We start from the raw sequence: 13,837 nt of genomic DNA, 5'->3' as shown, positions 1-13,837 counted from the left end.
GCAAGTCATCGGGCGGAGGAGGCGGCATGGCCGGCGAGAAGGCCGCGAAGGTGCCGCGCGCGGCGTACGAGCGGGAGCTGCTGCGTCTTCAGACGGAGCTGGTGAAGCTTCAGGAGTGGGTACGCACCGAGGGCGCCCGGCTGGTGGTCGTCTTCGAAGGACGGGACGCGGCGGGCAAGGGCGGCACCATCAAGCGGGTCGCCGAACACCTCAACCCTCGAGTCGCCCGGACCGTGGCTCTGCCCAAGCCGACCGAGCGTGAACGCGGCCAGTGGTACTTCCAGCGTTACGTCGAGCATCTGCCGGCTGCCGGTGAGATCGCGTTGTTCGACCGGAGCTGGTACAACCGCGCCGGTGTCGAGCACGTGATGGGCTTCTGCACCAAGGAGGAGTACCAACTCTTCCTCCGCCAATGCCCCGTGTTCGAGCGCATGCTCATCGAGGACGGCGTCCTGCTGCGCAAGTACTGGTTCTCGGTGAGCGACGCCGTGCAGCAGGAGCGGTTCAGCCGGCGGCTGGAGGATCCGACGCGGCGGTGGAAGCTGTCCCCGATGGATCTCGAGTCGATCAGTCGGTGGGAGGCCTACTCCCGGGCCAAGGACCAGATGCTGGTGCACACCGACACCTCGGACGCGCCGTGGTTCGTGGTGGAGAGTGATGACAAGCGCAGGGCGCGACTGAACATGATCGCCCACCTTCTGGAATCCGTTCCCTACCACGAGGTGCCACCGCCGGTGCTCGAGCTGCCGCCCCGGCCCGCGTCGACCGGCTACGAACGCCCACCGCGTGACCTGCAGACATACGTCCCCGACCACGCGGCGGGCATCTGAGCCGGCCACGCGCTCAGCCCCACTGCGGAACGACGGCGACGGGACATCGCGAATGGTGCAGGGCCGTGTGCGCGACCTGGCCGAATTGAAGACCAAGGTGGCTCCGGCGCCGCAGGGCACCGACAACCAGTAGGTCGGCCCGCATCGAGGCGTCCAGCAGCACCCTGCGGGCGGGCCCCTCGGCAGTCCGTCGACGCAGTTCCACCGATGGGTACTCCGCCGCGAACTCGCTCAGCGCCGACTCCAGGATCTCCACCGCCCGCTCCTCGTGCAAGCGGGCGGGTTCTCCCGCAAGCAGCGGATGATCGACCGACTCGTGCGCCGGGCAGCGCCAGGCCCGCACCGCATCGAGAGCGGCTCCACGGCGTTGTGCCTCCTGGAAGGCGAAGCGCACGGCCTCCGAGTTCTGCTGCTCCTCGCCGACTCCGAGAGCGATTGTGTGCAGCATCCCGGTCCTGGCCTGGTTGTCGTGACTGCCGCGCAGCACGAACACGGGGCAGTCGGCGTGGGCGGCCACCGCGAGGCAGACCGAGCCGAGCAGCACCTCGGCGACACCACTGCGGCCACGCGATCCAAGCACCAGGGCACAGGCGTTCCGCCCCTCGTGTAGGAGAGCGCTGACCGCGTCTTCGGGCAGCACCTCGGTGGTGACCTTCAGATCGCTGTCACGGCGGTGGGCGCGCCGCGCCGCGGTATCAAGAATGTCGTCGGCCAGCACCTGTTCCGAAGGCCTGCCGAGGGTCTCGGCGAGCGCTGCTCCCTCATAGCGCTCCCACAACGACGCGTACACCAGCCGTAGCGGCACCCCGCGCAGGACGGCCTCGTCCGCCGCCCAGTCCACCGCGCGCATGCTCGACTCGGAGCCGTCGACACCCACGACCAGGGGAAGTCCCACAACCTTCACCTTCCTTCACCGTCGTCTTCGGAGTCGGTCAGCGCCACGACGCACGCCCACGCCGCTGGCGGCTTTTCACGAGAATCACTCCTCCCAGGTGATCACTCATGGGGAACCACCGCGACAGGGGCGGCGGCATGGTGCAGTACGGCGTGGGTGACCGGCCCCATGTGGGTGCCGAGCACAGAGCGGGGCCACGACGGCCCACGACCACCTTCGCTCACACCCAAGGTGGGGCCGGCAGAAGCTGGCCCGCGCGTTCGGCGCCACCGACATCGTCGCCGAGCGCGGCGACGAGGGCATCGAGCGGATCAAGGAGCTGACCGGCGGCATCGGCGCCGACAGCGTGCTGGAGTGCGTCGGCACCGCTCAGGCCCTGCACTCGGCCCGCCCGGGTGGCATCGTCGGCTTCGTCGGCGTCCCCCACGACGTCGCCGTCGACGGCCAGGAACTGTTCTTCTCCCACGTCGGCCTGCGCGGCGGCCCCGCCCCCCGTACGCCGCTACCTGCCCGACCTCATCGACCGCGTCCAGACCGGCCGCATCGACCCGGGCAAGGTCTTCGACCTCACCCTCCCGCTCGACCAGGTCGCCGAGGGCTACAAGGCCATGGACGAACGACGCGCCATCAAGACGCTGCTGAAGCCCTGACTAACCGCCGACTCACCGCCCTGCTGCTCATGCAAAGGAATCTCTCGTGACGACTTTCGCCCTCGTCGGCGCCGGTCCCGGCCTCGGCCTGGCCTGCGCCCGCCGCTTCGGCGCCTCCGGCCACACCGTCGCCCTCCTCGCGCGCCGCCCCAACCACCTCGTCCCGCTCGTGGACGAGCTGGGCCGAGACGGTATCCAGGCCCGCGGCTACACCGCCGACGTCCTGGACCCCGAATCCCTCACCACCGCCCTGCGACGGGCCGGTGAGGAACTGGGGCCGGTGGAGATCCTGCAGTTCAGCCCAGTGCCCCGCGCCGACTTCATGAAGCCGGTCCTCGACACCAGCCCGGCCGACCTCGACGACCCCGTCGCCTTCTCCATCAAGGGCCCGCTGACCTGTGTGAACGCGGTGCTACCCGGGATGCGGGCGCTCGGGCGCGGCACGCTGCTGTTCGTCAACGGCGGCAGCGCGGTCCGCCCGCACCCCGAGCGGGCCGGCACCTCGATCGCGTTCGCCGGCGAGAGCGCGTATGCGGCGATGCTCCACGACGCGCTCGCGGGCGAGAACATCCACGCCGCCCAGCTCATCGTGCCCGGAGCCATCAGCCCGGACTCCGAACGCTCCAGCCCGAGCGCGCTGGCCGAGCGGCTGTACAGCCTGCACACCGACCGGGACGGCTTTCGGCACTACGCCGAACCGATGCCCGACTGATCCGAAAGATCCTCCATGCCCCGCTCCGCCCTGCGAACCTGTGCCCGCGCGGTCGCGGCCGTAGCGCTGCTGCTGGCTGTAACGGCGTGCAGCACCACCACACCGGACACCGCGCCCACGGTGTCGCCGCCGTCCAACGACTCGCCTCGGCAGTCCGCGTCCGGCCGGCCGGCGACCGAACAGGAGAACAGCACCATGCACCTTCGCCTCACGATCGGCGGCCACACCGTGGACGCCACCTTGAACGAGAGCGCCACCGCGCGGGACTTCGCCGCGCTACTGCCGCTCACCCTCGATCTCGACGACTTCCAGGGAACCGAGCGCGTCGCCGACCTGCCGCGCAAGCTGAGCACCGACGGCGCCCCCGAATCGTCCGTCCCCAAGGCAGGCGACCTGGCGTTCTACGCGCCGTGGGGCAACCTGGCGCTCTTCTACCGCGACGGCCACCCCTCACCGGGCCTGGTCATCTTCGGTCACCTCACCGACCAGGACGACATCGCACGCCTGGCCAACGCCGACCGCGTCCGCATCCAGCCCGCCACCTGACCAGTGCCCACCCCATTTCCTGTTTCCTGTTTCCTGTTTCCTGTTTCCGAGGAGTAGTTCTCCGTATGTCCGCTCCCGCCGCTCGCGCGCCGGGCAAGCTGCCCTTCGTCGTGTGGGTGCTCGCCGCCGGCACCTTCCTGATGGGCACCACCGAATTCGTCATCGCCGGGATCCTCCCGGACATCGCCCCCGACCTCGGAGCCAGCGTCTCCCACGCCGGCCTGCTGATCACGGCCTTCGCCGTCGGCATGATCGTCGGCGGGCCGACCATGGCCCTGGCCACCCTGCGCCTGCCCCAGCGCCTCACCCTCGTCCTCGCCCTGACCGTCTTCGCCGCCGGGCACGTCATCGCAGCACTCACCAGCTCCTTCACCATCGTCTTGGCCGCCCGGTTCGTCGCCGCGCTGGCCACCGGCGCGTTCTGGGCCGTCGGGTTCGTCATCGCCACCACCGCCGCCGGGCCTGCGAACGCCACCCGGGCCGTCAGCGCGGTGATGGGCGGCCTGACCCTGGCCAACGTCGTCGGCGTCCCCGCCGGGTCACTGGCCGGTCACGTCACCGGCTGGCGCGGACTGTTCTGGGCCCTGGCCGCACTCGCCGCACTGGCCGCCGCCGTCATCGGCCGCTTCCTCCCCCGAACGCAGCAGCGCCCCCAGGTTTCCGTTCGGGACGAGATCCGGGCGCTGCGGCAGGGCCGCCTGTGGCTGGCCCTGGCCGCCGCCGTGCTGATCATGGGCGGGGTTCTGGCCGTCTACACCTACATCACCCCGCTGCTGACCGACCGCGCCGGCATCCCCGAGGGTGCCGTACCTCTGGTGCTGATCGCGTTCGGAGCCGGCGCGCTGGGCGGCACCGCGATCGGCGGCCGGTTCGGCGACCGCCGACCGATGGTCACGACGATCCCGGCAGCCGCGGCGACCGCGCTGATCCTGCTCGCGCTGATCCCGCTGTCCACCAGCCCGGCCGGTGCCGTCGCCCCGATCTTCCTCATGGCACTGGCGGGATTCACGATCAACCCGGTCGTTACCGCCCTCACTGTCCGCTTCGCCGGCGACGCCCCCACCCTGGCCTCCGCGCTGACCACGTCCGCGTACAACACCGGCATCGCCGCCGGCTCCGCGCTCGCCGGTCAGGCCCTCGCTTCCTCCCTCGGCGTGACCGGCCCCGCCCTGGTGGGCGCCGTCCTCGCCGGGCTGACCCTGCTGCCGCTGATCGCCCTGGCCGTCACAACCCGGCGCGCCACGACGCGCACCGTCGCCCACTGCACTCCCGACAGGACCGCCCCCGCAGCACGCACGACCACGGACACGGCACCGGCGCGGAGCTGAACTGGACGACCGCCCGCCCCTCACCCACCTGGAGCACCCCCATGAACCCCGTAGTAGTCGCTCATCAATGCGGTGGGGGTGCCGTCCGCTGCGGCGCGGGCCCGGCTCATCGGTGCCATCGCAGAGCGGTTCGGCACCGTGAGAGCGCCCACCGTCGCATTGACGAACAGGGTCTTGCTCGTCTTGTTCACGGCGTCGGTTCCTTCCTCTAGAGGCGGTGGCTGGGTGTCATGCGTTCTTCAGCTCCGCGAGGAGTTCGTAGCTGCGGATGCGGTCCTTGAAGTCCCAGGTCTCGGTCAGGACGATCAGTTCGTCGGGCTGCGCGCTCTTGACCAAGTCGTCCAGGCCCTGGCGGACAGTGGCCGGCGAGCCGACGGCGGAGATCCTGACCATGGAGCCAACGGCGGCGGCCTCGTGCTCGGACCACAGTTGGTCGATGTCGTCGACGGGTGGCAGGTTCTGCAGTTCGCCGCGGATCAGGGTGAGGAACTTGCGCTGCAGGGTGGTGAAGATCCGCTGGGCGTCGCGGTCGGTGTCCGCGGCGACGACGTTCACACCGACGATGGCGTGCGGCGCCGCGAGGCTCTCCGAGGGGCGGAAGTTGCTCCGGTATACGTCCAGCGCGGCGTGCAGCTGGTCGGGCGCGAAGTGCGAGGCGAAGACGAAGGGCAGGCCCTCCTGCGCGGCCAGGGCGGCGCCGAAGGTGGAGGAGCCGAGGATGTACAGCGGCACGTTGGTGCCCTCGCCCGGGATGGCGCGCACCCGGCGGGTGGGCGCACCGGGACCGAGGTAGCGGCGCACCTCGGTGACCTGGGCGGGGAAGTCCTTGGCGGTGGCTTCGCCTCGGCGCAGGGCCTGCGCGGTCCAGGGGTCGGTGCCGGGGGCGCGGCCCAGGCCCAGGTCGATGCGTCCGGGGTAGAGCGAGGCAAGGGTGCCGAACTGCTCGGCGACGACGTACGGGGCGTGGTTGGGCAGCATGATGCCGCCGGACCCGACCTTGATCCGCTCGGTGGCCGCGGCCACCTGGCCGATCAGGACGGAGGTCGCCGAGGAAGCGACGGCGGACGTGTTGTGGTGCTCGGCGATCCAGTAGCGGTGGTAGCCGAACTCCTCGGCCTTGCAGGCGAGTTCGATGGTCTCGTGCAGCGCCTCGGTGGCGGTGCCGCCCTTGCGGATGGGGGCGAGGTTGAGCAGAGACAGCGGAATGTCACGCAGGTGCTTCACAGTGTGCGGGATCGCCTTTCCGAAACGGGAGTGAAGGGAAGCCGGGCGGCGTGGACGCCGCGCTCAGGACTGGACGGATGCCTCGGGACGAGGCTCGGTGGTGCCGCGGGCCGGTGCGGGCTCGGGGGTGGACCCGGCCCCGACGACCGAGCGGAAACGCGGGCTCCGGGGGAAGGCCGAGGTGCGCGCTCCGAGGACCAGGAGCCAGGCGAGTACGGCGAGTACGGCTGCCACGGCGGGGAGCGCGGGTGCGCCCAGGTGGTCCAGGATCTGCCCGCCGACCAGCGATCCCCCGCCGATGCCGAGGTTGAAGCCGATGATGAAGAGGGCGGAGGCGGCGGCCTGCGCGGCCCCCGCGGCCTTCAGCGCGGCCGACTGCAGGAAGGTCGGCAGGGCCGCGTAGGCCAGCCCCCACACCACGGTCAGAGCGATCGTCGCCGGCGTGAAACTGCCGAAAGCAGCCAGCGCCGCGAGGGCGAGGACCATGATGCCCACCGCGCCCAGCAGGGCACCGCGCGGACGCCGGTCCACCAACAGGCCCGCGCACCACACCCCCGCGATCCCGGCGACGCCGAAGGCGAACAGCACAGGGCTGACCGCTTGCTCGGTGACACCGGCATGCGCCAGGTACGGCGCGACGTAGGTGTAGAGGGTGAAGTGGCCCAGCATGATCAAGGTGGTGGCCAGCGCAATGGCCAGGACTCCGGGGATCCGGAAGGCCTTGGTGACCGAGGAGTCGCTGGAGCGGGCGCCGGGGGCATGCGGCAGCAGGGCCGGGGCCAGCGCCGTGATCACCGCGGCCACCACGGCCAGCGCGACGAAGGCCGATCGCCAGCCCAGCGCATTGCCCATGGCTGTCCCCAGGGGGACGCCGAGGGACAGTGCCGCGCTGTTGCCCGCGTAGACAGTGGCAACCGCGCGACCGGCCCGTTCGGGGGTGACCATGCGGGTGGCGTACGCGGCCATCATCGACCAGAGCACCCCGTGCACCAGTGCGGCGACCACGCGGCCGACGATCGCGACGGGGAAGCTCGGTGCGAGGGCCATCAGCAGGTTGCTCACGGCGAAGGCCGCCATGATCACAAGGAAGAGCCGACGCCGCGGCCAGCGGGCGGTCCACGAGGCGAGCGGCAGGGTCACCACCATGATCACGAAGGCGTACACCGCGACCAGCAGGCCGACCTGCGACTCGGAGGTCCCCAGGCCCTTGCTCATCTGTGGAAGGAGCCCCATCGGCAGGGTCTCGGTGGTGATGGTCAGGAAGGCGGCCACGAACAGGACGAGGAGGCCGAGACCGCCCCGTCGGGGCAGGGAAGAGTGCTGTACGTCGTTCACGGCACCGAAGCTAAACTTGCACATCAATGTCAAGGTCAAGCCGGAACGGAGTGACGTACCACACCATGAAGATCGGCGAACTCTCCCGCCACACCGGAGTCTCCACCAGGCTCCTGCGCTACTACGAGCAGCAGGACCTCCTGCACCCCGACCGCCAGCCCAATGGCTACCGGGACTACCCCGAGAGCTCGATCCAGCGCGTGCAGCAGATCCGCGACCTGCTCCAAGCGGGGCTGAGCACCGAGGTCATCCGAGAGATCGTGCCCTGTTTCCTCGGCGCGGGCACCTCCCTGCGCCCCATGGTCGACCCGGCGCTGGCCGCGAACCTCGCCCGCGAGCTCGGCGAGATCGAGCGGCGCATCGACACACTGACACGCAATCGCGACGCCATCCGCGCCTACCTGACGGTCGCGAGCCAGGCGGCGTAGCTGCGCGGGAGGCGCCGCCCGGACCTGAGTGGCACGTCGCCCGCGTTTGACACTGACATTGATGTCAATGTTTAGCGTCGCCAGCATGACCTCCCACAACCATGACTCCCGCGCACACCGGACGGCTAAAGACGTGCTCGCCGTACTGGAGACCCTCGCCAACGGCTGGGCGAACGGCGATACGTCCGCGCTGGCCGGCCTCTTCAGCGAGTCGAGCAAGCTGCACTCCAGTGCGCACGGCAAGGCTCGCGGCGCCTCGGACATCGCCGCCGTGTTCAGCACGGACTTCGCCCCGGACTCGGCCCAGCCCTTCGCCATCACCACCACCAACCACTACGTCGGCGGCAACGACGAGCGGGCGGTCCTGACCTCCTACCTCTACGGCATCAGCCCGCAGTCCGGCCCGGCCGCCTCGGTCTTCGGCGCGACGCTTCTGGCCGACCTCGTCCGCACTGACGTCGGCTGGCACATCGAGACCCTGCGGCTGTCCATCCCATGGACCGACGGCGACCCGGCCCGGTTCGACAAGTGGACCCTCCCGTCCGTCGAAGGCTGGAAGCTCGGCGACCCGACGCCCACCATCGTGAGCGAACTCGACTCGCCCTGGGCCCGCGGCATCCCGGACCTCCACCCCGACGACGCCATACGCCAGGCCGAGGACTTCTACTCGCGCTACTCCTGGGCCATCGACCAGGGCGACATCGCGCTGCTGAGTGACTGCTTCACCGAGGACGCCTTCGGGTCGTTCCCACCGATGGGCGACCGCCAGGGGCGGCACGACGTCATCGGGCAGATGAAGTCCTTCCGCCGCCTGTGGCCCTGGATGCAGCACTTCGGCCGCCCACTGAAGATCACCGTCGACGAGGCCGGCACCACCGGGCACCTCGTCGTGGGCCGCATCATCCCCCAGCAGCCGACCACGCCCACCGGCAGGGACCTCTACGGCGCCCACTACCAGCTGGATCTCCGCCGCGAGAACGGCACTTGGCGCATCTCCCGCTTCGACTACATCCCCGGCTGGATCTCCACGACGGAGGAGTAGCCCACCTCGGCTCCTGGCTTCCTTCGCCGTCGGCACCCTCATCCGCAAAGAATCGACACAACTCATGACCAACGCCGCCCCCCGGCCCGGCGCTGTCCCTCCTGGACCTCGCCACCATCCGCCGGGGCCACTCCATCGGCAACGCCCTGCACCGCACGGTCGAACTCGCCGCCCACGCCGAAAGCCTGGGCTTCCACCGCTACTGGCTCGCCGAACACCACAACATGGCGCCAATGGCGCGCTCCGCCAACACCATCCTGGCCGGAGCCGTCGCCGCCGGAACCGAGACCATCCGCGTCGGTACCGGCAGCCTGAACCTGTCCAACTACGCGCCCCTCGTGGTCGCCGAACAGATCGGCACCCCGGACGCCCTGCACGCCGGCCGCTTCGACCTCGGCCTCGGCCGCGCACCGGGCACCGACCCGTGGACGGCCGCCGCCATCCGCCGCGGGCGCCCGGCCGACCAGGACTTCGCTGCCCAACTCGAGAACCTCCGGTTACAACCTCGTCGGCCGCCCGCCCGTCGTCGCCGTGTCCGACAGCATCGCGCGCGTCCTCATACGCCGTGAATCGCTGGACGACATGAGCCGCAGGGACGTCGGCCTGTAGCCCAAGTACCGCCGCCCTGAACGTGGTTACGGACTCCGCCGAAGCTGCCTCGCGGTGGAGACCGCTTCACGGGATCAGCCGGTACGGCACGACGCACACGACGACGTCGTTACGGGCCCTGAGCGCGGCCGCAAGCCGGAGGCCACGCTGGTTCTGGAGGATCTGGTGGCGGCTGTGGAGGGGGCTCCACGTCAGATATGAGGACGGCGATCTGCCGTCCTCATTCCCGGGCCGTCGCCACCCGCTTCGACAAGCCAGGCCACGTCTTCCACGGCACCATCACCGTGGCTGCGATCCTCCTAGGCTCCGGCCGTGATCCGCCGACACCCTTCAGACATCTGAGGGATCGGCGTGATTCGGGTTTCGGCGGAGCGGCAGCAGCTGGCTGAGGGCAATCAGGAGTAGCCCAGCCAACAGCAGGGCGTTCCCAGTGAAGAAGCGGGCCTCCCAGGAAACGCTCGGCAGGACTCGAAAGTAGAAGAGGCCCTGCAGAACGACGGAAGCGCCCGTGAGCAGGGCACCGAGACCGTGGAGTTGGGGCCTGGTGACGTGGCGGCGCGCCGTGGGCAGGATCCACCCTGTCCGGAGCGTGACGATTCCCAATCCGATCGCCAGCAGCCCCAGGAACGCGCCCGTTCCTACTACCCATGCCATGGTGTCACTCCGCTCCGACCGCAAGAGGCCCGGAACGCGAGTAACGCCCGGCCCGAAGATGCCCACATTGTCGCTGGACCCGGTGGTGCCCGACCATGCCGGTGCCAGGCAATCTCCGTACAGCTCCGCTGCCGTCTGTGCGCTGCATGCTCGAGATCCGCCGGACACTGCCTGACCCCTGAGCGGTTCAGGCCCGAGACGGATGCAGGGTCCTCGTGTCGCGCAGAGGAGCGGCGGACCTCGCGAGCTCTTCGCAGGCGGCGGTGTACTGCGCTCCGAGTTCGTCGACGAGTGCGGAGACGCTCCTGAACCCGATTGATCGCGCCGATGCCCCGACCCGCGCCACCCACCCTCACCTGCGCCACGCCCCACCCCCTCCTCGACCGGAAGGACTTCGGCCTGCCACGCCTCAGATACGACGCGGCCATGTCGCCGACGCGCTCCCCGCCGGCCCCGGATTCACGCCGGCGACGCTCGCCGAGACGAAGGGCGCCCCTACCGACGATTGCGCCCTTGGATCAGTATCGTCCGCCCCGACGCCCCGGTCCGCGACTCAGCGGCCCGCACGAGGAGGAGCACCATGGCCGATCGCCGACAGGAACCCTCCTCGGATGACGGATCCCCATCGCGGACACTGGACACGCGTCGGACGAGCGCGCGCGACACGGTGCGCCTCGCCGTGGTCATCGGTGCTCTCGGCGTGGTCTTCGGCGACAGCATGATCACTCCGGCGATCTCGGTGCTGTCCGCGGTCGAGGGACTCAAGGTCGTCGAGCCGTCACTGGAGGACGCGGTCGTGCCCATCACCGCGGTGATCATCGTCATCCTGTTCCTGGTGCAGCGCAGGGGAACCGCCGCCGTGGTCTTCCAGTCCTACGACGTGGAGATCCTGCTCAGCCCACCTCAAGCATCGAAGGCGAACGCGGTCTGCAACGAGCCGTGGGCACCCTGCGCCGCGAGATCCTCGACCGGATCCTGATCTGCAACGAGTCCCATGCTGTGAAGTCACTAGCCGAGTACATCCAGCACTACAACGGGCACTGTCCCCACCCCCGGCGGCAACTGCCCTCGGACAGCGCCGAATTGCCCGCCCCGGCCATCGTCACCGATCTCCAAGCCCGCCGGATCCGACGACAACCCATCCTCAGCAGCCACATCAACGAGTATCACCTCGTCGCCTGACCGAACGACATCACCGCAGCTCACCGCGCCGCATCGTATTTCCGAGCGGGACAGGCCCACGACACCGCGGTCGCATCCGCCTTCCGTGGCCTGTGGAACCTGAACGCTCAGATCCGGCAATAGCAAACGGCGCCAATCGCCACAGAAATGTCTGCGCGGGCCCAGGTTCATGCGAGTTCGCTGTGCCCTGTGGGTGAGATGCCGCAAGCACGTCCCGGACGTCAGGGCCGTGTCGCGTCCTCAGGGCGCGCTGACCGTGACGCCTCCCGGCCGCCACCCTGCGCTCGGCACGGCGTCCAACATCCCTTGTGTGTAGGGCTGTTCGGGGGCGGCAGCGCCCAATCCCGCGTCCCCTGCCCGGTTCGACCGGCGCCGGCGGCTCACACCCCTGCGGCGACGCCCACACCGAGCAGGACCAGGACCACGCCCGTGCCGATGCTCAGCCCTCGGCGCACAGCGGGCCGGGAGAAGAAGGTGCCGCCCCGGCCGACGGCCCAGGTGAAGAGCAGGTACCAGCTGACGTTGATCGCGGTCCAGAGCGCGCCGAGGGCGAGGCTGGACAGCAGCACCGGGCCATCGGGGGTGACGAACTGAGGCAGTACGGAGATGGCGAACACGCCTGCCTTGGGGTTGCCAAGGGCGGTGCCGAGCCCCGAAAGAAAGGCGGCACGCCACCGCCTGGGCCTTTCTGCCTCCACAGAGGGCGTGTCGGCGCCTGCGGCCTTGCGGGCCGCACGGAGGGTGGTGACGCCGAGAACCACCAGGACGCAACCGCCCGCCGCTCGAAGCACTTCGTATACGTCTGGGTTGGTCATGAGGACGGCAGACAGGCCGGTCGCGGCAGCCGTGGACCAGACCAGCAGTCCGGTGGCATTTCCCGCGATGGTGGCGCGCGCCCGGCGGTGGCCGCCCGCCAGGGTCTGCCGGACCATGACCGCTTGGCCTGCACCGGGAAGCATGGTCAACAGCCAGACAGTCGCCACGAAGGCGGGCAGGTGAGTGGGCACGGTGAGGAAACCTTTCCTGGGCAGGCGGGGATCCGCCTCTCCAGGCTGGCGCGTGAGCTGGTTTCACAGAAGTAAAGGAAGAAGCTGCCAGTATTAAGATAAGTGAATGCATGACCCAGGACAGCTGCGGCTGCTCGCCATGATCGAACAGCACGGTTCACTCACCGGCGCCGCGCACGCCCTCCGGCTCAGCCCCGCTGCGGTGACTCAGCAAGTGGCGCGCGCCGAACGGGACTGGGAGGCCCCCCTGGTGCTGCGCGGCCCGCGCGGCGCCTCGCTGACACCGGCGGGTGCGCTCCTGGCCCGACACGGGCGGGCGGTGGACGAGCACACGGAAGCCGCCGCTGAAGGGCTGGACGCGTTGCTGGGACGGCTGTCGCTGCGGCTGCGGGTCGGCGCCTTCCAGGCCGCCGCGCTCCACCTGCTCCCGCCCGCCCTGACCGCTCTGCGCCACCGCCATCCGCAGGCGGACGTGTCTGTGGAGGACCTGCTGTCCGAGCGCGGCCCCGACGAGGTCGCCGAGGGACGCCTGGACCTCGCGGTGATCGCCTCATGGAGCGAACTGCCCGATCCGCCCCCGCACGTCGCCGTCCATCACCTGCTCCGCGACCCGATGGTGGTCGCCCTGCCCGACGATCATCCGCTGGCCACCCGGCAGGTGCGTGAAACCCCGCTCCAACTGGCCGAGTTGCAGCACGAGGCGTGGGTGGTGATCGTCGCCGGAACCGCCGCCCGGGACCAGTTCGACCAGGCCACGCAGAGGGCGGGCTTCACCCCGCGGATCCGCTTCCAGACCGCCTCCTACGCAGTGGCCCAGGCTCTCGTCGGAACCGGCATCGGCGTCGCACTCGTGTCCCATCTGGCCGTGACCCGGACTCCCGGGATCGTTCACCGAGATCTCGCGCCACCGCAACCCCACCGCGAACTGCATGCGGTCACCATGGCCGACACCTCACTCACGCCGCTCGCTGCGGTCTTCCTGACGCTTCTGCGCGATGTGGCGCAGGAGATCAACACCGGTGGAGACGTCTCCACAGCCGGAACGGCGCACAGCACACCGCCCCAACCACACGATTGATCTTGATAGCCAGCGTGCCTCGGGCGTACGGGGGCAGGCCGGCTGAGGCTCTCTCAAACGGTGGACGGAGCTTGGCCACCACAACGGAACTCGGCGAACACCGGCGCGAGGCCGGGACCTGCTACGCCCCCGGCGCAACGTTCGCCCAAGCAGTGCGAAGCAGTCCTGGAGGAGCACATCACCCACAGCCGTTCACAATTGCGGCTTCGGTGACCCTGCGTGGCCCGGGCACCGAGGTGATCCAGAACCACCCTTCGAGCGCCGCCAACACGGCGACGGCCTCAATGCCTGTACGTCCTTTCCGGCCGACACCCCAA

16 protein-coding genes and 3 pseudogenes are annotated in these 13,837 nt (G+C 69.9%); 11 read left to right on the top strand and 8 right to left on the bottom strand.

The window, feature by feature from the left end:
• Positions 1-26: 26 nt before the first annotated feature.
• Positions 27-830, top strand: a complete 804-nt coding sequence (gene ppk2, locus OHO83_RS39590) for a polyphosphate kinase 2 (RefSeq protein ID WP_330280575.1) — start codon at positions 27-29, stop codon at positions 828-830.
• Between the two features lie 13 nt (positions 831-843).
• Here ppk2 and OHO83_RS39585 read toward each other — a convergent pair whose 3' ends face one another.
• Positions 844-1,734 carry a universal stress protein gene (locus OHO83_RS39585; RefSeq protein ID WP_405602722.1) on the bottom strand — a complete coding sequence of 297 codons (891 nt, stop codon included), beginning with the start codon at positions 1,732-1,734 and terminating at the stop codon, positions 844-846.
• A 92-nt stretch (positions 1,735-1,826) separates the two neighbouring features.
• Positions 1,827-1,939 (bottom strand): annotated as a pseudogene (locus OHO83_RS39580) (universal stress protein); the annotation flags it as partial.
• A 24-nt stretch (positions 1,940-1,963) separates the two neighbouring features.
• On the opposite strand from OHO83_RS39580, the pseudogene OHO83_RS39575 reads away from it, so the two are divergent.
• Positions 1,964-2,375 (top strand): annotated as a pseudogene (locus OHO83_RS39575) (zinc-binding dehydrogenase); the annotation flags it as partial.
• 46 nt (positions 2,376-2,421) lie between these two features.
• Positions 2,422-3,087, top strand: coding sequence for an SDR family NAD(P)-dependent oxidoreductase (locus OHO83_RS39570; protein WP_329436486.1), 666 nt, complete (start codon positions 2,422-2,424; stop codon positions 3,085-3,087).
• Here the strand turns inward: OHO83_RS39570 and OHO83_RS39565 are convergent.
• A complete protein-coding gene (locus OHO83_RS39565; RefSeq protein WP_266667154.1) occupies positions 3,063-3,284 on the bottom strand; it encodes a hypothetical protein in 222 nt (73 codons plus the stop codon). The genes OHO83_RS39570 and OHO83_RS39565 overlap by 25 nt on opposite strands.
• Here OHO83_RS39565 and OHO83_RS39560 point away from each other — a divergent pair.
• Positions 3,283-3,633: a cyclophilin-like fold protein gene (locus tag OHO83_RS39560; protein WP_266667156.1), complete on the top strand. Its 351-nt coding sequence runs from the start codon at positions 3,283-3,285 to the stop codon at positions 3,631-3,633. The genes OHO83_RS39565 and OHO83_RS39560 overlap by 2 nt on opposite strands.
• A 65-nt stretch (positions 3,634-3,698) precedes the next feature.
• Positions 3,699-4,961 (top strand): MFS transporter, encoded by a 1,263-nt coding sequence (locus OHO83_RS39555; protein ID WP_330280574.1) that lies wholly within the window; start codon positions 3,699-3,701, stop codon positions 4,959-4,961.
• Positions 4,962-4,981: 20 nt separating this feature from the next.
• Here OHO83_RS39555 and OHO83_RS39550 read toward each other — a convergent pair whose 3' ends face one another.
• The 3 genes from OHO83_RS39550 to OHO83_RS39540 form a co-directional block, all read right to left on the bottom strand.
• The gene (locus tag OHO83_RS39550) at positions 4,982-5,152 is read right to left on the bottom strand and encodes a hypothetical protein (RefSeq protein WP_329436482.1); all 171 of its coding nucleotides are present in this window, start codon (positions 5,150-5,152) and stop codon (positions 4,982-4,984) included.
• A gap of 37 nt (positions 5,153-5,189) precedes the next feature.
• Positions 5,190-6,185, bottom strand: a complete 996-nt coding sequence (locus OHO83_RS39545; protein ID WP_266667162.1) for an LLM class flavin-dependent oxidoreductase — start codon at positions 6,183-6,185, stop codon at positions 5,190-5,192.
• Positions 6,186-6,248: 63 nt separating this feature from the next.
• Positions 6,249-7,520 carry an MFS transporter gene (locus OHO83_RS39540; RefSeq protein ID WP_330280573.1) on the bottom strand — a complete coding sequence of 424 codons (1,272 nt, stop codon included), beginning with the start codon at positions 7,518-7,520 and terminating at the stop codon, positions 6,249-6,251.
• 50 nt (positions 7,521-7,570) lie between these two features.
• On the opposite strand from OHO83_RS39540, the gene OHO83_RS39535 reads away from it, so the two are divergent.
• The 3 genes and pseudogenes from OHO83_RS39535 to OHO83_RS39525 all read left to right on the top strand — a co-directional run.
• Positions 7,571-7,948: a MerR family transcriptional regulator gene (locus OHO83_RS39535; RefSeq protein ID WP_323186834.1), complete on the top strand. Its 378-nt coding sequence runs from the start codon at positions 7,571-7,573 to the stop codon at positions 7,946-7,948.
• Between the two features lie 85 nt (positions 7,949-8,033).
• A complete protein-coding gene (locus tag OHO83_RS39530) occupies positions 8,034-8,990 on the top strand; it encodes a nuclear transport factor 2 family protein (protein WP_266667166.1) in 957 nt (318 codons plus the stop codon).
• Between the two features lie 92 nt (positions 8,991-9,082).
• Positions 9,083-9,442 (top strand): annotated as a pseudogene (locus OHO83_RS39525) (MsnO8 family LLM class oxidoreductase); the annotation flags it as partial.
• A 487-nt stretch (positions 9,443-9,929) separates the two neighbouring features.
• On the opposite strand, the gene OHO83_RS39520 reads toward OHO83_RS39525, so the two are convergent.
• The gene (locus tag OHO83_RS39520; protein WP_330280572.1) at positions 9,930-10,253 is read right to left on the bottom strand and encodes a hypothetical protein; all 324 of its coding nucleotides are present in this window, start codon (positions 10,251-10,253) and stop codon (positions 9,930-9,932) included.
• Between the two features lie 580 nt (positions 10,254-10,833).
• On the opposite strand from OHO83_RS39520, the gene OHO83_RS39515 reads away from it, so the two are divergent.
• Both OHO83_RS39515 and OHO83_RS39510 read left to right on the top strand, forming a co-directional pair.
• Entirely contained in the window at positions 10,834-11,232 is a 399-nt protein-coding gene (locus OHO83_RS39515) for a KUP/HAK/KT family potassium transporter (protein WP_266667168.1), read from the top strand.
• Positions 11,193-11,435, top strand: a complete 243-nt coding sequence (locus OHO83_RS39510) for a hypothetical protein (protein ID WP_266667170.1) — start codon at positions 11,193-11,195, stop codon at positions 11,433-11,435. Before OHO83_RS39515 ends, OHO83_RS39510 begins: the two co-directional genes overlap by 40 nt.
• A 380-nt stretch (positions 11,436-11,815) precedes the next feature.
• On the opposite strand, the gene OHO83_RS39505 is transcribed toward OHO83_RS39510, so the two are convergent.
• Positions 11,816-12,442 carry a LysE family translocator gene (locus OHO83_RS39505; protein WP_266667172.1) on the bottom strand — a complete coding sequence of 209 codons (627 nt, stop codon included), beginning with the start codon at positions 12,440-12,442 and terminating at the stop codon, positions 11,816-11,818.
• 106 nt (positions 12,443-12,548) lie between these two features.
• Between OHO83_RS39505 and OHO83_RS39500 the strand changes: the two genes are divergently transcribed.
• The gene (locus OHO83_RS39500) at positions 12,549-13,520 is read left to right on the top strand and encodes a LysR family transcriptional regulator (RefSeq protein WP_266667174.1); all 972 of its coding nucleotides are present in this window, start codon (positions 12,549-12,551) and stop codon (positions 13,518-13,520) included.
• Positions 13,521-13,837: the final 317 nt, after the last annotated feature.

It is taken from the genome of Streptomyces sp. NBC_00569 (assembly GCF_036345255.1).
Classification (GTDB): domain Bacteria; phylum Actinomycetota; class Actinomycetes; order Streptomycetales; family Streptomycetaceae; genus Streptomyces.
The sequence above is the reverse complement of the archived record's forward strand: the minus strand, read 5'-3'. Positions and strand labels throughout refer to the sequence as shown.